The organism is Pseudomonas sp. MBLB4136 (assembly GCF_051904765.1).
In the GTDB taxonomy this organism is placed as follows: domain Bacteria; phylum Pseudomonadota; class Gammaproteobacteria; order Pseudomonadales; family Pseudomonadaceae; genus Aquipseudomonas.
In genome coordinates this window covers 3,450,144-3,468,318 of the sequence record NZ_CP196713.1, presented here as the reverse complement: position 1 = coordinate 3,468,318, position 18,175 = coordinate 3,450,144, and the positions used below count along the sequence as shown (strand labels likewise).

The window sequence follows — 18,175 nt, the reverse complement described above, 5'->3', positions numbered from 1 at the left end:
CATAGTCGCCGAGGCGAGTATGCCGTGTGGCGTACCGATGAGCGCCCTATTAACGCGCTCATCCTGGCCATCCGGGTTACTTCCAGAAATAGCTCCAGTCGAATGGCTTACATGAGCCTTAGGTGGGCGGTCGGTAGAAATGCATGACCAAAAAATAGAATGTGTTCATATCTATAGGGGTTCTGGACTTCCTAGAGCTTTGTTCGGCGCTCCTGATCCGGGTGGCGCGACTATTTCTCTAGACAGTAGATGGCATGCCAGATCCTGGGCCGTTCATCGCGCGCCCGTCTTGCTCGGCTCTAAATATTTACAAATATTCAAAAAGTGTTCATTATTTTGTTGTGCTGGTCCCTGATAAGGAGAACAAGATGAGTTCCGAAAAAGCGCGATTCCAAGTGGTAGTTGACCGCAGCCGGTGCTGTGGCTACGGGTTGTGCGCCGCAATCTGCCCGAGTATCTACAAGCTGGATGCCGATGGCCTGGTCTACTTGGACGACAAGATCGTCCCGCCCGAGCTTGAGGAAGAGGCTCGCGAAGGTGCCGCGGCCTGTCCTGCAGAGGCCATTTGGCTCGAAGACATCACTGCCGAAGGCGACGAAGCCTAAGCTGTTCACGAAGCTTCAGGTCGTAATCACGGGTAAGCGCTGGAGGGGCGGATGACGGGTCGTTTAGAGGGGAAGGTCGCACTGATTACAGGCACCGGTGGTGGGCAGGGCAGAGTAGCTGCACTGCGTTTCGCCCAGGAAGGCGCCATTGTCGTGGGCTGCGATTTCAATGCCGAGGCGAATGAGGAAACTGCCGCCTTGCTCCAGGCCGAAGGCCTGCGGTTGTATGGCTACGCTCCCGTCGACCTCGGCGATCATGAACAGGCCAAGGCTTGGGTCGAGTCTGCCGTCGCAGAGCACGGTCGCATCGATATTCTCTACAACAACGCCTCGGCGGCGCGTTTCGGCGCGGTGAGCGAGTTCAGCGTCGAGGATTGGCGCTACACCATGCGAAATGAAATCGATCTGCTGTTCTACACCACTAAATACGCCTGGAACTACCTTGCCGAGCAACACGGCGTGATCATCAACGTGTCATCGACCGCTGCCTGGGGGGGCTCCAAGGTCGCCGGCATCGCCGCGCATGCCGCTGCCAAAGGCGCGGTGGTTTCCTTCACTCGCCAGCTGGCTGTGGAGGGCGCGCCAGTCGGTATTCGCGCGATCAGCCTAAGCCCCGGATTCATCGCGACACCAGGCACGGCTCCGTTTCTCGAGAACCCCGTCGCCCGTGCGGCATTGCTCGACGGCGTGCTCATGGATCGCCCCGGCGAGCCGGAGGAAGTGGTCGCCATGGCAGTGTTCGTGGCCTCCAGCGAAGCCTCGTTCATCACGGGCTCCGATTTCGTCATCGACGGTGGTCTGCTGGCCGTCTAATAGATCCGAGCGGAATTGCCGCCTGGAAATGACACGATAGCTATCGTCCGGGCAGGCCTCAATCGGAGCTTGGGACGAACGAAAACCGAACAAGAACAGGTGAATAGTCATGGACATCATTGGCATTGGCTACATGGGCTTCGAGACCGCGAACATCGAAGCTTGGCGCGAGTATGGCCCGCAGGTGATGGGATTCGGTATTGGCCGCACTCCCGAGAGCGATCCGGACTCGCTGTACTTCCGCATCGACGACCGGCGTCATCGCTTCGCCTTCCATCCGGGGAAGATCGACCGTATCGCTTACATCGGCTGGGAGGCGATCGGGCGCATGGCCTTCGAGGATGCCTTGAAGAAGTTCAGTGCTGCCGGGGTCGAGTTCACTCGTGGTGATGCCGAACTGTGCGAGAAGCGCGGGGTGCGCGAGCTGATTCGCTTCCGTGATCCGGTCGGCTATCAGCACGAGCTGTTCTATGCGCAGAAGTGGACACCGCGCTCCTTCCAGCCGGGCCGTCCCCATGGTGGTTTTCTGGCAGACGAACGCGGTGCCGGTCATGTGGTGTTGATCACCCCGGAATACACGGCGGAACTGGAGCACTTCCTCATCGAGGTCATGGGGTTCCGCTGGTACGGTGCTGGTGCGGGCAAGGGGCGTACGGGGTTCTTCCGCTCCAAGCTCAACAATCACACCAGCCACGATATAGCCTATGGCCATGGGCCGGGTCGCATGGGCGTCCAGCACGTGGGCATCGTGGTGCACAGCATCCGCGATGTCGGCGAGACCTATGACATCGTCAAGAAACGCGAACTGCCGATGATGATGACCCTTGGGCAGCATTGCCAGGACCCGCATGTATCCTTCTACCATTTCAATCCGTCCGGCTTCGCGTTTGAGACCATTGCCGAGATCGAGCCCTGGCAAGGTGACCCCTATGAGCTCAATCCCGAGGTGCTGAGCGTCTGGGGACACGAGATGGTTGGACCTATCCTCGGACCTAGCGTGCGTACGCCTGAAGAAGTGCTGGACCCGGAATACCTGGCCAACAAGCGCTAACAATGCGCCTGGCACGTGTCGAGGTCGCCGGTGAAGCCTTCTGGGCGTTGCTGGCGTCGCCATCCGGACCGCTAAGGCGCATTCGTGCGCCTTTTGCCGAGTGGGTGGCAATGCTGGCCAGGCAAGGGGCTGCCGCGCTGGACCTGGCCGAGGAACCTATCGAGTTGGCGCGCTGCCGGCTGCTGCCGCCACTGCAGCCAGGTGCCCGGGTGTTTGGCGTTGGCTTGAATTACCTGAGTCATCTGCAGCACCTGGGCAGCGCTGTGCCCACGCATCCCCTGGCGTACCTGAAAACCGATGCGACCCTGCTCGGCCCGCTGGACGACATCCAGTACCCGCCGCTGACGGCCGAGCTGGATTACGAAGTCGAACTGGTGGCCATGGTCGCCCGGCCCTTGCTCGATGAGCCACAGGGGAGCAGTTGCCTGCTCGGCTATACGGTCGGCAACGATATCAGTGCGCGCGATGCCGGCCGGCAGATTGGGCGTCTCGATCTGCTCACGCAAAAGGCCATGGACCGCACCACGCCAGTCGGGCCCTGGATCGTCGCGCTCGACGAGCTGGGCGGTGCCGGGCAACCGGCGCTGGAGATGAGCCTGAGCGTCAATGGCGAGCGCCGCCAGCAGGACAATACCCGCAACATGATCTTTCCCGTCGACGAGTTGCTCAATTACCTCGATGCACGCATCGCGCTGCGCCCCGGCGATTTGCTGTTCACCGGCTCGACCCATGGCGTGGGTCTGGAAAACGGGCGTTTTCTGGCGCCCGGCGACCTGGTCGAGGCACACATCCAGGGCATCGGCCAGCTGCGTAACCGCGTCGGTGCGCCACGCCGCTTGCATCCGGCGCGGGAGGTCGGGCGGCTGGGGCTGCCCGCCGGCGAATGAGCATGGGCAGGCAAGGTGCCCGGGCGAGCGCAACAGGGGCGGAGCACGCCTCGTTCTGGGCTCCGCTGCGCCACAAGCTGTTCGTCGGGCTGTGGCTGGCCTGTGCGCTGACCAATATGGCGATCTGGATGCAGACGGTCGGCGCCGCCTGGATCATGACCCTGTTGTCGACCTCGCCCTTGATGGTTTCGCTGGTGCAGACCGCAATCACCTTGCCGGTGTTCCTATTCGGCCTGCCGGGCGGGGTGCTTGCCGATCGGATGGACCCGCGACGACTGCTGCTGTTAACCCAGTCGGCGATGTTCGGCGCGGCCGCGGTGCTCTGTCTGCTGGCCTGGCTCGACCTGCTGCAAGCCTGGTCGCTGCTGCTGTTCACTTTCGTCCTCGGCACCGGCAGCGCGCTGGGCATGACGGCCTGGATGATCACGCTGGTCGGCGTGATACCGCGCGAGCAGGTGCCGGCCGCGGTATCTCTCAGCGGCATCTCGATCAATGCCACCCGCGCCCTGGGCCCGGCCCTGGCCGGCGCGCTGATCGCCTGGTGGAATAGCGCCTCGGTGTTTCTGGTCATCGCCCTGTGCATGGTCGCGGTAATTGTCTTCATCATCATCCGCCTGCCAGCCAAAGCCCGTGTGGACGGGCTGCCGCCGGAAACCCTGGTCGGCGGCATGCGCAGCGGTCTGCGCTATATCCGCCACTCGGCGGTGTTATCCAGTGCGCTCAAGCAGGTGTTCGTCTTCACCAGTTGCGCCAGCGCCCTCTGGGCGCTGATGCCGCTGGCGGCCAAGAACGAACTGGGCCTGGACGCCGGGGGGTATGGCCTGCTGATGGCCTTCATGGGTGCCGGCGCGGTGCTGGCCGCCCTCGGCCTGACCAGTGCCTATCGCCGTTTTACCCTGCGTCGGCTGATCGTCGCCGGTGCCTTCGCTTTCACGGCGGCAACCCTGGCGGCGGCGCTGTCGCACAGCCAGGTGGTGGTCTGCGCGATGCTGCTGCTCGCCGGCACGGGCTGGATGGCGGTCAACGCGACCATCTCCACTGTGGTGCAGACCTATGCGGCGAACTGGGTGCGTGCCCGTGTGGCCTCGGTATATCTGCTGGTGCTCATGGGCTCGATGGCCGTAGGCGGCGCGCTGTGGGGCGCGCTGGCGCAGTACCTGGGCCTGCAGAACAGCCTGCTGCTGTCGGCGGCGAGCCTCCTGCTGGGGGTGCTGCTGACCCGCGGAGAAACTATTACCATGGGCCGGGAAGCGGATTTCGCCGACGCCCAGCAGACCGACAAGCTGGTGCTGGCGGGCGAAGTAGCCCATGGCGAGGGACCGGTCTGCGTGGAGATCAGCTACCGGGTGGGCGATGGCGAGCGTGACGACTTCCTTCGCATCGTCTACGCAGTCGGCCAGTCGCGGCGCCGCAATGGCGCGCAGAACTGGCGGCTATATCGTGACCTGGCCGAGATCAATCATTACGTCGAGCGCTTTATCGTCGAGTCTTGGCTGGATTATTTGCGACAGAGGGAGCGAATGACGCGGGCTGATGAGTCACTCGAACTGCACTTGACCAAGTTCAAACTCGGGCGTGGGGCCACTAGGCGTTATATCTACCAGGCCCTGGATCGCGCTTTTTGATTGGCTAGTGATCAGCGGTAAATGAATTTCAACATCAAACTATCTGAAGTCTTGTGTTCTGGGTATAGAATGCTTGCTCCCCGAGCCAAGTCATCCGAGAAGCGCCTATGGACAGCCCAGACGTCGCAATGCCCAATGATTCAAACAAGACTGCGCCCGTGGTCACGGTGAAGCCAGTCGCCAATGCGATTCGCATACTCCGCCACCTGAGCCAGATTGGTACGCCGGAGCGTTCGGTCGATATCGCCCGGCAGCTTTCGATCAATCCAAGCACTTGCTTCAATATTCTGCGCACGCTGGTGATGGAGGATGTCGTCGATTTCAATTCACTGTCTAAGCGCTATTCGGCCGGGGCCGGGCTGGCCCGCCTAGTCGAGCAATTGGTGACCCAGGGCCAACGTGTGCAGTTGGCCAAGCCGTTGCTGCAAAATTTTGCGGCCAGGCAGCGGGTGACGGTGACGCTGTGGCGACGGGTGGGACCCGATCGTATTGTCATTGTCAGTTCTGCTGCCAGCCCTGCCGATGTGCGTATCGATATGGCAGAAGGCCAGCGCCTGCCGATGCTGATGGGCGCCAGCGGCAGGTTGTTCGCTACTCAGGTAGATCTCGACGATCCAGAGGTCCGAGCGAATTTCGAACGCATTCGTTGGGCGCGGCCGCTCGCTTTCGAAGCGTATCGGGAGGAGGTGCGGTTGGCCGCGCAGCGTGGCTGGGCGATCGACGATGGGCATTTCTCGGTCGGCATCCTTGCCGTCGCCGCACCGGTGTACTCGCCCTCGGGCTCAATCGACTTTACGGTCTCGGCCGTCATGTTCCGTGGGCAGCGAGACCAAGAGGGTATCGAAAAGCTAGGGGCGGCGCTTGTCGAATTCTGCTCCGAACTGGCGACAGCGCTGTTCTGAAGGCGGGGAGTGATGGCGGCATCGGGCCGGTTACTCCCTCACCAGAAGCAAGCTGCCGCCCAGCGGCCCGCCGCCCGCAGCGACCGCAGCGACACGTTGATCGGCGGCTTGTCGGCCAGACGCTCGGCCCCACAGCTGCAGGCAGGCTTCATGGACATAACCGAGGCCATGGGTTCGCCCGCCCGATAACTGTCCGCCATTGGTGTTGAGGGGGAGCTCGCCGTCCAAGGCGATGCGCTTGCCGCCGGCGATGAACTCGCCACTTTGCCCGACCGGACAGAGGCCGAGGGCCTCCAGCCAGATCATGGTGAGTATCGAGAAACCGTCATACAACTGTGCCGAATCGACATCTTCTGGGCGGTAGTCGGTGCGCGCCCACATCATCTTGCCGACATCGAAGGCGGCCATTTCGGTCAGCGAAATCTGATCCCAAGACCAGGGCTGGTTCAGTGCCGCGCCCATTGCCTCGATGCGGATCGGCGGCTGGCGCGTGTCTCGCGCGACATCCCGGCGCGACAGGACAATGGCGGTCGAAGCGTCGCAGTGCACGTCGCAATCGAACATGCGCAGCGGTGTGGAAATCATCCGCGACTGCATGTAGTCGTCCATCGTCATCGGTGAGCGATAGATTGCCTTAGGGTTGCGCTGGGCGTTCTGCCGGCAGGTCAGGGCAATCTGCGCTAGCTGTTCTGGTTGCGTGCCATATTCATGGAAGTGGCGCTGTGCATACAGGGCCATCAGGTTGATGCCGGACAGCACATTGAAGGGCGTAAACCACTGCCAGGCATAGCTGCTGTCGCGACCCTGAGTTTTGTTGCTGAGAGCCCCTGCCTGCTTGTTGTACACACGTGCCGATGCCTCGGTAATGGTGCGAAAGACCAGTACGTGTTTGCACAAACCTGCGGCAATGGCCATGGCACCGTTAATCACCCCCGCCAGCGGTCCAGGACCCTCGTAGCCACCGCCGAACCAGTTGACGTTCAGCCCCAGGGCGCTTTTCAGGGCGCTTGGACCGACTGGTGAGAAGGGGTCACCATTGTTGTTGTCGCCTGGCCAGCAGGCCACACCGTCGATGTCACTGCGCTCGAGTCCGGCATCGGCGATGGCTTCCAGGCAGGCATCGATCGTCAGGCGCATGGCCGACTTAGACGACGGGCGGCCCACTTCGGACTGGCCGATTCCGGTGATGGCGACCTCTTTCTCATAACGACGATCGAACATCATTGATCCCTTTTGAACAGTGGCAGCCAGACGTCCTCGACGTTCAGGAAGCTGACCCGTACCGGCATGTCTATGTGTACCGCGAGCGGGTCCATACCTACGACATTGCTGACGAAGCGCAGGCCCGGCTGCTCGGCCAGCTCGACGATCGCGACGACGTAGGGAACTTCGAGTTCGGCGATCCATGGCTGGTAGTTGAGGGTATAGCTGAGCACCTTGCCTCTGCCGGATACAGCTCGAGGCTCGACCTCCAGGCTCGCGCAATGGGGGCAGATCGGTCCCGGCGGGTGGAAGAAGCGCGTGCAGCCACCGCAATAGTGGATCAGTAGTTCACCGCGCTCACCGCCCTGCCAGAAGGCACGATTGTCGTCATTGAGGGCGGGTAGTTTTCTTGGCATCGAAGTTTCCCGAGGTGTGGTTTCGACTCACGTTCAACGTTAGCATTTGTACATATTTTTGAAAAGTGTCATATTTCTATCGGTCTGACTGGCTATGCTGGCTATGGCCGAACGGTAAACAACAAGAGGAACATACATATGTCCCAGCCTCTGCAAGGCAGGAATGTCATCGTAACCGGCGGCTTCGGCGTATTGGGTAGCGCCCTTGGCCAGTCGTTGCTTGAGCGCGGAGCCCGGGTCGCACTAGTCGACCGTGCCGACGCTCCGAAATCTCTACTCGACGTGCAGAATCTGCTGCCTCTGGGGAGCGTCGACCTGACCTCTGCCGAGTCGGCCAAGGCTGCACTGGCGCGAGTTGCCGAGCATTTCGGTCGCATCGATGGGCTGGTCAACGTAGCTGGTGGTTTTGCTTGGGAAACCCTGGAGTCCGGTAGCTTGGAGACCTGGGATCGCATGTACCAGATGAACGTTAGGACAGCGGTCGTGACCTGTCAGGCAGCGTTGCCGCATCTGCTTGCGTCGCCCGCCGGGCGCATCGTCAACATCGGAGCACTGGCGTCGCTGAAGGCGACCCAGGGGATGGGGGCGTATGCTGCCTCCAAGGCCGGCGTGGCCCGCTTGACCGAATCGCTGGCCGAAGAGCTGAAGGATCAGGGGGTCACGGTCAATGCGGTGCTGCCGAGCATCATCGATACCCCTGCCAATCGCACAGACATGCCGGACGCCGATGCCAGTCGCTGGGTGTCGCCGGCTGCGCTGGCCGGGGTGATCTCCTTCCTGCTGTCGGACGAGGCGGCGGCGATCACGGGCGCGTGCTTGCCTGTGAGTGGGCGCGTATGAATCGCGCATCCATCCGGCTGCTTTCCATGGGAGTCGACGGCCAATGCGACTAGTGACCTTTACCGATGGTGCGGGCTTCGAACGCGCCGGTGCGCTGATCGACAACGACCAGGCAGTGCTCGACCTGCAGCAGGCCTACCGTACCCTCCAGGGGCGTGAAAGCGCGCAGCTTGCCAGTGTGCTGGCGCTGGTCGAGGCTGGCGAGCCGGCGCTCGAGCTGGCCCGTTCGCTGCAAGCACAGGCGCCTGCAGGCGCAGTGCTGCAGCGCACCGCCGTCAGGCTGCGGGCGCCAATCCAGCCGCCACCGCAGATGCGCGACTGCTCCTGTTTCGAGTTGCACCTGCGGCAGAGCTTCGCCGCCGCACGCCGAGCACGAGCACTGCGCACGCCCGACCCGGAGGCGACCCTGAAGGCGATGAATACCAAGGCCGACGATCGCGTCATCGACACCTTCAATCGCCAGCCCATCTATTACAAATGCAACCGCTTCGCGGTTATCGGCATGGACGACGAATTCCAATGGCCGAGTTTCAGCAAGGCGATGGACTTCGAGCTGGAATTCGGTTGCTACATTGGCAAGCGCGGCAAGGACATCAGCCGCGAGGACGCGCGTTCGCACATCGTCGGCTACACCATCTTCAACGACATGAGCGCGCGGGATGCCCAGGCCAAGGAGATGCCCGGCATGCTCGGTCCGGCCAAGAGCAAGGATTTCGACACCGGCAACATCATGGGGCCGTGCCTGGTGACCGCAGATGAGCTGGGAGACCCCTACGACCTGAACATGCTGGCGCGGGTCAATGGCGAGGAGTGGGGGCGTGGTAATACCCGTGACATGCGCTGGCGTTTCGAGGATGTCATCGCCCATATCTCGCGTTCGGAGACGCTGTATCCCGGTGAGTTCCTAGGCTCGGGCACGGTCGGCAATGGCTGTGGCCTGGAGCAGCTGCGCTACCTGAAGCCAGGTGATCTGGTGGAGCTGGAGGTCGACGGCATCGGCGTGCTGCGCACCCGTGTCTGATGGCTGGCGCGGCCTAGCTCCGAAAGGAGCGCTGCGCCCAGCAGGACCGGAGGTGCGCATGGATGAATGTTCATCTTGATGCAAAGCTCAATGGCTATACATTTTTGTTAAAAGTGTCTTATATTTAGCCGTGGCTTCATTCGCTGCGGCGCCCTTTACAGGAGGCAATCATGCTAACAAAAAGCCCTGTGTTGTCCGACGGAACCAAGGTTTCGGATCTGATTTACCCCTCGACTCGAGAAGTGCAGATGCGTGTGCTGTCGGATCGGGAAATCTACGAGCTGGAGATGGAGAAGATCTTCGGCAAGACCTGGGTTCTCCTCGGGCACGAGTCGGAGATCCCCGGTTCGGGAGATTTCGTCGTGCGTGACATGGGCTCGGATTCGGTGATTGTCGCGCGCGGCAAGAACGGTGAAGTCTTCGTATCCCTCAACGTGTGCCCACATCGCGGCATGCGTATCAGCACTGCCGATTGCGGCAATACGCAGATCCACAAGTGCATCTACCACGGCTGGGCCTTCCGCCCCAACGGCGACTTCATCGGTTCACCGGTCGAGCGCGAATGCATGCACGGCAAGATGATGGCCAAGGAGGAACTGGGCCTGCAGAAGGCGCGAGTGAAGCTCTACGGAGGCCTTATCTTCGCCACTTGGAATATCGAGGGGCCGTCCTTCGAGGAATTCCTCGGCGACGCCAAGTGGTACTACGACATGCTGTTCTGTCGCAGCGACAAGGGCATGGAGGTGCTGGGCCCACCGCAGCGTTTCATCGTGAATGCCAACTGGAAGACTGCCGGTGAACAATCGGCCGCTGACGGCTTCCACACCCTGACGTTGCACCGCTGGCTCGGCGAGGTCGGCAACTACGCCAAGAAAGGCGAGGGCGAAGGTGAAGGTACGGATCTGAGCCCGGAAATGATCGGCGTGGAGATTAGCTCGCCGCATGGCCATGCGCTGCGCTGCATCGATCTGGCGCGCAAGATCAAGCGTCTCACCGGACTCGATCCGGCCGAATTGTCGGTGCAGGAAAAGCTCGACGCCTTACCGCCGGCCGGCATGACCCGCGACATGGTCGAGCAGCTCGCGCGCAACCTGAGCGATGAGCAGCTGCAGGTGCTGACCACCATGCCGCCGCAAGTCGGCGGTATGTTCCCCAACATTCTCTTCGGTTTTGTCTACATACCGCAGCCTGACGGTTCGGTCGTCGGTTCCATGACCCTTCACGCCTACGTGCCTCACGGGCCGGACAAGCTGGAATTCGTCAACTGGATCTTCGCCGAGAAAGACGCACCGGCCGAACTGCGCGAAAAGATGCTCAAGCAGACCATCCAGTTGTTCGGCACGTCGGGCATGGTCGAGCAGGACGACTCCGATACCTGGCCGCACATGACGCTTTCCGCCAAGGGCGCGATGGGGCGTAAAAGCACCTTGAAATACCAGGCCTGCTTCGAGACCGGTGCGCCGGAGGGGTGGCCGGGGCCGGGTATCGTCAATGAAGGCTTCACCAAAGACGATACCCAGTGGCACTGGTGGTTGTACTGGCATGAGCTGATGACGGCGGAAGATTGATCGCTCATTCCCCTTCATCCCTCGGTCATAACAATTAGCTTCAGGGAGTTTCCTCATGGCTCAAGTTCAAGAACGAGATTCTGCGCAGATCCAGCCGGGCTCGCCGGTCGGGATCAAGCGTGTGCCGGTCGGTTCGGATCTCTACAACCAAGTGCTGACCTTTCTCTATGAAGAGGCCACGTTGCTGGATCAGATCCGCCTCCAGGAGTGGGGCGAACGCCTCGCCACCGACCTGGTCTACACCGTGCCGCTGCGGCATACCCGCGTGCAGGCAGAGCAGCCGGCGAGCATCGTGCGTAGCGTGCAGCACTATCATGACGACTATCGCTCTATCATGGGGCGCATACTTCGTCTTTCCGGCAAGAGCGCCTGGGCCGAGGATCCGCCCTCGCGTACGCGTCGGCTCGTGACCAACGTGTTTGTCGAGGAGACCGACAAGCCCGACGAGTTTGTGGTGACCAGCTACTTGTTGCTGACCCGCAATCGCTTCAAGGATCACCATGTCGACATCGTCAGCGGCGAGCGCCGAGATGTATTGCGCCTCGGCGAGGACGGCTTCAAGCTGGCGCGGCGTGAGGTCATCATCGACCAGGCCGTGTTGGGCACGCCTAACCTGGCGGTGTTCCTCTAGCAGGCGCCCTGGACTGTGCCGGAGCCGGTTTCAGGTGGAACCGGCATAGTTCGTATTCAATTGGCTGAGCCAGAGCTGGTCGTCGGTACAGAGGGTCGATTGCGAACCAATATCCCAGGTCGAGCCGATCATCCTTGATGCGAGTGCGGCTCGCGCCGGTTGTTGGCTGTAGCAAAGTCCAGTGCTGGCGGCGTGCGCCTGGGCATCGAGATTGCGCATCCTGCCCAGGGATATCAGCGTGCAGCGTCGCAGCAGCAGCGCTGCTTCCGCCTCCTCGGGAGGCAGGTTGTGGAGCGCCCACCGTGCCATGCCCGCGCGTAAGTCGATGCAGGAAAAAGGGGCGGGGGCCAGGATGACTGAGCCCTGCACCTCCCAGACCAGCAGTTCACGGCCATCACGCCGCAATGTCGCCCTGGTGTGTCCGTCGACACGTTGAGGCACCTCTATGTCGTACCGGCGCCCGGTGGTTCGTTTGGCGGCGCAGGCAATGGCCAGGCCAGCCAGATCGAGCAGGTGGGTGCACTGGTGCTGCGCGTCGACCTGACGGGTTACCGAATGGGCAATAGTATCGAGAGGCATGCCGAGCAATTGCTGCAGCTGATCGGTCGCCTGCCGGCAAGCGGAATAGGGATAGCGCAGCGCTTCGCCGTCAATGGCGCTGAGCACGCCATGCTCGTGACGTGCCCAGACGCGAAAATGGTGGAAGTCGTCTTCCAGGGCTGCGCGCACCTCACCTGTGGTGTGATGCTGTGCCGAAGCGATGTCCACCCGACGGCGAAAGGTGCTCATTTCTATCTATCCTATACAGATCTTCTTTGCGTGCCTGTGACGCTTGCTTAGGGTATATTTGAACATAAATACATAAAATGTTTACTTAAAACAAGAAGGAGTTCCCTATGGGGCTGCTGAGCGAGCAAGTGGCGTTAATCACGGGCGCCGGTGGTGGTATCGGGCGGGGCGTAGCACATAGCTTCGCGAAGGCAGGTGCCGCCGTGGTGGTTGCCGAACTCGATGTGGAAAGCGGCAGGGCTGTGGCCGAAGAGCTGCAGGGGCTAGGCGCGCGTGCGCTGTTCATAAAGACTGATGTCTCCAGCAAGGGCGATATCGACGCGGCCATCCAGGCGGCGGTCGATCAGTTTGGCGGCCTGGATATTCTGGTCAATAATGCCTTCGCGCCGACGCCGAACGTGCTGCTGGAGGAAAAGACCGATGCCATGCTCGCGCAGACGCTCAACTCCACTGTCTGGGCGGCCTGGTGGTCGATGAAGGCGGCGTTGCCGCACATGCAGGCGCGCGGTGGCGGCAAGATCATCAACTTCTATTCGATCGACACCGAAGTAGGGGCTTGGCTGCACGGTGACTATAACGCTGCCAAGTCGGCCGTGGTCGGCCTGACGCGCAGTGCCGCATCGGAATGGGGGCGCTTCAATATCCGGGTCAACGCTATCGCTCCGACGGCCATGGGCGCGACCTTTCACAAGCTGGCGGCGGAGAATCCCGGGTTCGCCGAGCATTCGGCGGCGTTACGGCCGCTGGGGCGTTGTGGTGAGCCGGAAGAGGATATCGGGCCTGTGGTGGTGTTCCTTGCCTCGGAGATGTCGCGCTTCGTTACCGGAGAAACCATCCATGTGGATGGTGGCTTGCATCTGCCCGGTTACAACTCGCGCCCGGCAGGGGTTCCGGTTCGGGAGTACTGATCGATGGCTGTGCCGCGTCGGTACGGCACAGAAGGGGGGGGCACGGTGATGTGCACCCCTTGATCCATCTGGCGTTACGCCTGCCGCGAGTCGTTTCCTCGCGGTATGGGCGATGCCTTAGTTTTTCACTACTTTGATATCGGTGTCTTCCAGATCCCAGGTGCCGGCGGTTTTCCCTTCATCGCGCAATTGGTACTTCAATATGCGGCCCTGGGGATTCTTCGGCAGGCTGCTACGGAACTCGATGTAGCGGGGCAGGGCATAGTAAGGCACCGAGTCGGTCGCCCAACGGAACAGCTCTTCCGGTGTGAGTCGTGCACCCTCGTGCAGTATGGCGGTCACCTTGACATCGTCTTCGCCCTTGTCCGAAGGCACGGCATGCACCGCGACCTCTGCCAAGGCGGGGTGCACAGCGAAAGCGGCTTCCATTTCGAAGCTGGAAATGTTCTCGCCGCGGCGGCGCAGGTAGTCCTTCTTGCGGTCGACAAAGTAGAAGAAACCCTCATCATCGAACTTGCCGATATCGCCGGTATGGAACCACATGTTGCGCATCAGCTTGAGAGTGTCCTCCGGGCGCTTCCAGTAGCCTTGGAACATGATGTCGGGGCGCAGAGGGCGGACGACGATCTCCCCGGCAGTGTTAGCCGGCAACTCGTGGTCGTTGTCATCGACGATGCGTACGTCGAAGTCAGGGATGCGCTTACCCGAGGACCCCGGCGCGGCATACTCGCCAGCTGCCAGCGAAGTGATGACGCAGGCTTCGGTGAGGCCGTAGCCATTGCCGCCGACCAACGGCGTGCCGAAGCGTTCGCGCCAGATATTCTTGGTTTCCTCTGTATAGGGATTGCCCCGAGCGGTGTGGATCTGGCCGAAGCAGCGCTTCATCGCATCGTTGTCTGGTGCCTTGGCCAGCAGGCCGCCCATGCCGCCGAGGATCGAGGCGATGGTCGCACCGGAACGTTCCACTTCCTGCCAGAAGTTGGACACCGAGAAGCGCGGCAGGATGGCGGCTCGTGCCCCCACCATAATGCTGGCGATGATGCTGACGCACAGGGCATTCATATGAAACAGCGGCAGTGGCGTGATGGTCACGTCGTCTTCGGTGGCCGGGCCTGCGCGTAGTTGCAGGCGGGCCAGATTGCACATGAAGTTGTAGCTGATCATGCAGCCCTTCGAAGGGCCGGTCGTTCCAGATGTGTAGATCAAGCATGCCAGATCGGAGGGCTGCGGCTTGGTGCTGAAGGGGGTTGCGTCGGTGCCGCGGTAGGTATCGAGGGCGTCGACCGGGATGCTGCAGGCAACCGGTTCCTCGAGGGTGCCGCGGTAGAGAATCTGAGTCACATCGCCGAGCTGATCGGCGAGGGGAGTGACGCGTTGCAGGTAGTCTGCCTCGCAGATGACCAGGTGCGTGCCGGTGTCGGCGATCTGGTGTCGCAGGAACTCGCCTTTAAGGGCGGTATTGATCGGTACGCTGACGGCGCACAATTTGTTGATCGCCAGCCAGCACACGACCGCATCGATGTTGTTGTCCAGCATGGTCAGTACGGTCTGGCCTGGCTTCACATCCAGGGCGGCCAGGGCGTGCGCCATCTTGGTCGACAGGGAGTCAACATCGGAGTATGTGTATAATTTTCCGCTGAAATCCAACAGGATTCTGTCTGGATGCCGCGCTACGGCGCGATCTAGCGCTGCGATGACAGTGTCTTTTTCACCCACTGCCCATGTGTCCGGATGCCCGGTACCGTTCATGACTTGCCTCCTTTGGCGGCCCATCCATCAATGGGATGCAGATTTTATTTTGAGGGGAGAATGTGATTCTAAATTCAAATTTACGGAATGTCTTCAGGAAAAGTTGAACAGAAACCGAAATATTGGTTCAAGTCCTGTGATAATGTGGTTTTCATTTAGCTATGGGGATAGCCATCAATGCCAAAGCGCGCCAGACCTGAAGAAACCGAGGCTGCTACGCCTGCCCGCAAGAAGTCGTCCGTGGCCGGCAAGGCGCTTCCAACCGTCAAGAAAGTCGCGCAGACAACTGGCGTGAGATCGACGAACGGTGCACAGGTAAAGCCTAATCGGCGCTCGGAGGAAACCATCGGCAATATCTTGGCAGCCACCGAGGAGGTGGTGCTGCGCTCGGGAGCGGAGCGCATCTCGATCCTCGACGTATGCCAGGTGGCCGGGGTTTCGCGGGGCACCTTCTATCGCTATTTCTCCTCCCAGGAGGATTTGCTGGATACTTTTTCCCGGCACAAGCGCGACAGCTTCCACAGCTCCCTGACCGAGATCCTCGGTGATATCACCGATCCTGATGCGCGATTAAATGCACTGATCGCCTATCTGGACACTTACCTCGAGCAAAGCCGAGCCCGGCGCCTGTTGGTGGTGGCGCCCGATTATGCATTGGGCTTCTTCCGGCGGATCTTTCACGACTCAATCGTGCGCTTTCAGGATCTGCTCGACATAGTTTTCGACGAGTGGGATGCCCGTCTCGGGGTCAAGCTCGATCGTGAGTTGATCTGTGAAATGATCATCCGCTACGTGTTGAGCGAGGTGCTGGTGCCGGAGGGGGCGAGCCGTCGTCTTCTGCCGGTGCGGGTCAAGAAGTTGGTGGCTGCTCTGACATTCGGCTCCTCCTCCCGCTCGCGTCGCTGACGCGTTCTCCCTGATGCGCCTGGCCTTCAGCACTGAGGGCCACTGCCGCACTCGCGCTACATCTATCCAGTCCTAAGCATGTTCCGGCGGCAGGCAGAGTCGCGGCTTTGCCGTGCCTGCGAGGTGGCGCGGGTGCGTGGGTATGAGCATCTTTTGAAAATAAAATGAACAGAATTTTGATTTCTGCTCAATTTGATTTTATGCTCTGGGATAGATGCGGGCTCGGCAGGCGTTGATTCAGGCGCCGTGGCTGTGTCTGCAGGACCACGAACCCAGCATCCCAAAACCACAAAAGTGCCACCTTCAGAGGTACCGAATATGCTTATCGACCTGCACGCTCATGCTCCCCATCCCGATTACTATGACCAGCACCCCTATTGGGGGCCGGCCTTTGAATCTCAGCCCGATGGCGACATCAAGTTGCGTGTGGGGGACTGGATTCTGTCGCTCGGTGCACCGGAGCGTAAGAAGGCGTTGCGTGAGGCGCATGCTCGTGGTGAGACGCTGAACGTCGAGGAATACATGGCCAAGTGGCGTGACCCGAGCAACCGCCTGGCAGCCATGGACGCGGCGGGCCAGGACGCCCAAGTGCTGTCGGTGCCGAGCCACTGCTACATGTACTGGACCGAGGCTGAGTTTGCCGTTCCGTTTGCCCGCAAGGTCAATGACGTTCTGGCCGACTACTGTTCCCAGGCGCCCAATCGCTTGATGTTCTGGGCCCATGCGCCATTGAACGTACCTCATGAGGCGGCCAAGGAAATTCGGCGTGCCGTTACCGAGTTGGGGGCCAAGGGCTTGGTCGCCGGTGGCTCTAATTTCGGTGGCATGGAGTACGACTCGCCTGAACTGGATCCGGTATGGCAAGCGCTCTGCGATCTCGATGTGCCAATCTTCGTGCACGGCTACAACCAGTCCGTGACCTGGGGTAAGCAGGCCAACACCGATCGTTACGAGACCACGGCTATCGTCGGTATGAACTACGACGAAACCAAATGCTTCTGGTACCTGATCAATGGTGGCGTGCTGGATCGCTTCCCGAACCTGAAGGTGTACATCACCCACGGCGGCGGCTTCGTGCCTTATCAGTTGGGGCGTATGGCTCAGACCAACCCGAATCTGGATCAGTACCACAACAAGAAGCCATTCCTGGACTATCTGTCTAACTTCTATTTTGACGTGGAGCTGCATGAGCTGCCGATGCGGCAGGCCATGGTCGATGTGATCGGTGCCGATCGGGTGCTCTACGGGTCCAACTTTGGCGGCAGCGACGCGGTTCGCCATGACCTCACCGAAGGGCTGCGCCTGTCGGATGAAGATCTGCAGAAGATCCGCTGGAAGAATGCCTGCGAGCTGCTGCACCTCGATCCGGCCAAAGTGGGCAAGGTGGGTGTCTGATGAAGCTTGCTCGTTGTTCCTACCACGAGACGGGCACGTTCTGGGCCGTGGTCGATCCAGACAGGGACGAAGTGCATCCCATCGACGCCGAGTTCTCCACCTGGGCGCCCGCGGTTGCTAGAGGAGCAGGCATAAGCGCGTTGCGTCTTTCTGGCGTGACACTGGCCTTGTCCAAGGTTCGCTTGCTGCCACCGATAGAGCCGGTTAACCGGGTAGTGGTAGCGGGGGCCAACTATGCCAAGCATCTGGCCGAGGACTTTGGTCTGTCTTCCCCGGTGCAGCCGGTGGCTTTTCTCAAGGCCTATGGGGCGCTGATAGGTGCACACGATCCTATTCGCTACCCACCGCTGACCGCAGAGCTCGACCATGAGGTGGAGTTGGTGGCGGTGATCGGGAATGCCGATATCGACTTGGAAGACCCCTTGGCATGCGTGCTGGGCTACACCGTGGGCAATGACGTCAGCGCCCGCGATCTGCAGCGAAGCGGCCCGGCGGGCATCGGCATGGACTTGTTTGCCGCCAAGAGCCAGGACCGGACCACCGGCGTGGGGCCTTGGATCGTCACCAAGGACGAGTTCCCGGCGGGTTCACCCGGCTTGCGTCTGATCCTCAAGGTCAATGGCGAGATCCGCCAGAATGGTTCGACCACCGAGATGACCTGGGATGTCGGCCAATTGATCCGTTTCGTCCAGCAGCGCTCCAGCTTTGCCTGTGGCGACATCCTTTTCACCGGCTCGCCTGCCGGCGTGGGAATGGGCACGGGCCGATTCCTGAATCCAGGGGATGTCGTCGAAGCGGCAATCGAAGGCATTGGTTCGTTGCGCAATGTCGTGAGCGAAAAGTCCAGCAGCTAACCGAGAGCGAAT

General features: G+C 61.0%; 18 protein-coding genes. 14 read left to right on the top strand and 4 right to left on the bottom strand.

What is annotated here, in order from left to right; all coding sequences use genetic code 11:
* Positions 1 to 368: 368 nt before the first annotated feature.
* The 6 genes from ACSX1D_RS15730 to ACSX1D_RS15705 all read left to right on the top strand — a co-directional run bounded on the left by ACSX1D_RS15730 (position 369) and on the right by ACSX1D_RS15705 (position 5,883).
* Positions 369 to 605: a ferredoxin gene (locus ACSX1D_RS15730; protein WP_439859400.1), complete on the top strand. Its 237-nt coding sequence runs from the start codon at positions 369 to 371 to the stop codon at positions 603 to 605.
* A gap of 51 nt (positions 606 to 656) precedes the next feature.
* Positions 657 to 1,418: an SDR family NAD(P)-dependent oxidoreductase gene (locus ACSX1D_RS15725; protein ID WP_439859399.1), complete on the top strand. Its 762-nt coding sequence runs from the start codon at positions 657 to 659 to the stop codon at positions 1,416 to 1,418.
* A 109-nt stretch (positions 1,419 to 1,527) separates the two neighbouring features.
* The gene (locus ACSX1D_RS15720; protein WP_439859398.1) at positions 1,528 to 2,469 is read left to right on the top strand and encodes a VOC family protein; all 942 of its coding nucleotides are present in this window, start codon (positions 1,528 to 1,530) and stop codon (positions 2,467 to 2,469) included.
* 2 nt (positions 2,470 to 2,471) lie between these two features.
* Positions 2,472 to 3,356, top strand: coding sequence for a fumarylacetoacetate hydrolase family protein (locus ACSX1D_RS15715; protein ID WP_439859397.1), 885 nt, complete (start codon positions 2,472 to 2,474; stop codon positions 3,354 to 3,356).
* On the top strand, positions 3,353 to 4,981 hold the full coding sequence (locus tag ACSX1D_RS15710) for an MFS transporter (protein ID WP_439859396.1): 1,629 nt from the start codon (positions 3,353 to 3,355) through the stop codon (positions 4,979 to 4,981). Before ACSX1D_RS15715 ends, ACSX1D_RS15710 begins: the two co-directional genes overlap by 4 nt.
* A gap of 107 nt (positions 4,982 to 5,088) precedes the next feature.
* Positions 5,089 to 5,883, top strand: a complete 795-nt coding sequence (locus ACSX1D_RS15705) for an IclR family transcriptional regulator (protein WP_439859395.1) — start codon at positions 5,089 to 5,091, stop codon at positions 5,881 to 5,883.
* A gap of 30 nt (positions 5,884 to 5,913) precedes the next feature.
* On the opposite strand, the gene ACSX1D_RS15700 is transcribed toward ACSX1D_RS15705, so the two are convergent.
* A complete protein-coding gene (locus ACSX1D_RS15700; RefSeq protein ID WP_439859394.1) occupies positions 5,914 to 7,104 on the bottom strand; it encodes a thiolase family protein in 1,191 nt (396 codons plus the stop codon).
* On the bottom strand, positions 7,104 to 7,502 hold the full coding sequence (locus ACSX1D_RS15695) for a Zn-ribbon domain-containing OB-fold protein (RefSeq protein ID WP_439859393.1): 399 nt from the start codon (positions 7,500 to 7,502) through the stop codon (positions 7,104 to 7,106). The genes ACSX1D_RS15700 and ACSX1D_RS15695 overlap by 1 nt, the downstream gene beginning before the upstream one ends.
* A gap of 138 nt (positions 7,503 to 7,640) precedes the next feature.
* Here ACSX1D_RS15695 and ACSX1D_RS15690 point away from each other — a divergent pair, with 138 nt between their 5' ends.
* The 4 genes from ACSX1D_RS15690 to ACSX1D_RS15675 all read left to right on the top strand — a co-directional run bounded on the left by ACSX1D_RS15690 (position 7,641) and on the right by ACSX1D_RS15675 (position 11,562).
* Positions 7,641 to 8,342: an SDR family NAD(P)-dependent oxidoreductase gene (locus ACSX1D_RS15690; protein WP_439859392.1), complete on the top strand. Its 702-nt coding sequence runs from the start codon at positions 7,641 to 7,643 to the stop codon at positions 8,340 to 8,342.
* 43 nt (positions 8,343 to 8,385) lie between these two features.
* Complete coding sequence (locus ACSX1D_RS15685; protein ID WP_439859391.1) at positions 8,386 to 9,363, top strand: fumarylacetoacetate hydrolase family protein; 978 nt, start codon at positions 8,386 to 8,388, stop codon at positions 9,361 to 9,363.
* A 170-nt stretch (positions 9,364 to 9,533) separates the two neighbouring features.
* A complete protein-coding gene (locus tag ACSX1D_RS15680; protein ID WP_439859390.1) occupies positions 9,534 to 10,931 on the top strand; it encodes an aromatic ring-hydroxylating dioxygenase subunit alpha in 1,398 nt (465 codons plus the stop codon).
* Between the two features lie 55 nt (positions 10,932 to 10,986).
* Entirely contained in the window at positions 10,987 to 11,562 is a 576-nt protein-coding gene (locus ACSX1D_RS15675; RefSeq protein WP_439859389.1) for an aromatic-ring-hydroxylating dioxygenase subunit beta, read from the top strand.
* A gap of 30 nt (positions 11,563 to 11,592) precedes the next feature.
* Here ACSX1D_RS15675 and ACSX1D_RS15670 read toward each other — a convergent pair whose 3' ends face one another.
* Positions 11,593 to 12,351: a DUF2889 domain-containing protein gene (locus ACSX1D_RS15670; protein WP_439859388.1), complete on the bottom strand. Its 759-nt coding sequence runs from the start codon at positions 12,349 to 12,351 to the stop codon at positions 11,593 to 11,595.
* Positions 12,352 to 12,458: 107 nt separating this feature from the next.
* Between ACSX1D_RS15670 and ACSX1D_RS15665 the strand changes: the two genes are divergently transcribed.
* Positions 12,459 to 13,259 carry an SDR family NAD(P)-dependent oxidoreductase gene (locus ACSX1D_RS15665; RefSeq protein WP_439859387.1) on the top strand — a complete coding sequence of 267 codons (801 nt, stop codon included), beginning with the start codon at positions 12,459 to 12,461 and terminating at the stop codon, positions 13,257 to 13,259.
* 117 nt (positions 13,260 to 13,376) lie between these two features.
* On the opposite strand, the gene ACSX1D_RS15660 is transcribed toward ACSX1D_RS15665, so the two are convergent.
* A complete protein-coding gene (locus ACSX1D_RS15660; protein WP_439859386.1) occupies positions 13,377 to 15,008 on the bottom strand; it encodes an ATP-dependent acyl-CoA ligase in 1,632 nt (543 codons plus the stop codon).
* Positions 15,009 to 15,185: 177 nt separating this feature from the next.
* Here ACSX1D_RS15660 and ACSX1D_RS15655 point away from each other — a divergent pair, with 177 nt between their 5' ends.
* The 3 genes from ACSX1D_RS15655 (at position 15,186) to ACSX1D_RS15645 (ending at position 18,163) form a co-directional block, all read left to right on the top strand.
* Positions 15,186 to 15,914 carry a TetR/AcrR family transcriptional regulator gene (locus ACSX1D_RS15655; RefSeq protein ID WP_439859385.1) on the top strand — a complete coding sequence of 243 codons (729 nt, stop codon included), beginning with the start codon at positions 15,186 to 15,188 and terminating at the stop codon, positions 15,912 to 15,914.
* Between the two features lie 318 nt (positions 15,915 to 16,232).
* Positions 16,233 to 17,309, top strand: a complete 1,077-nt coding sequence (locus ACSX1D_RS15650) for an amidohydrolase family protein (RefSeq protein WP_439859384.1) — start codon at positions 16,233 to 16,235, stop codon at positions 17,307 to 17,309.
* Positions 17,309 to 18,163: a fumarylacetoacetate hydrolase family protein gene (locus ACSX1D_RS15645; RefSeq protein ID WP_439859383.1), complete on the top strand. Its 855-nt coding sequence runs from the start codon at positions 17,309 to 17,311 to the stop codon at positions 18,161 to 18,163. The genes ACSX1D_RS15650 and ACSX1D_RS15645 overlap by 1 nt, the downstream gene beginning before the upstream one ends.
* Positions 18,164 to 18,175: the final 12 nt, after the last annotated feature.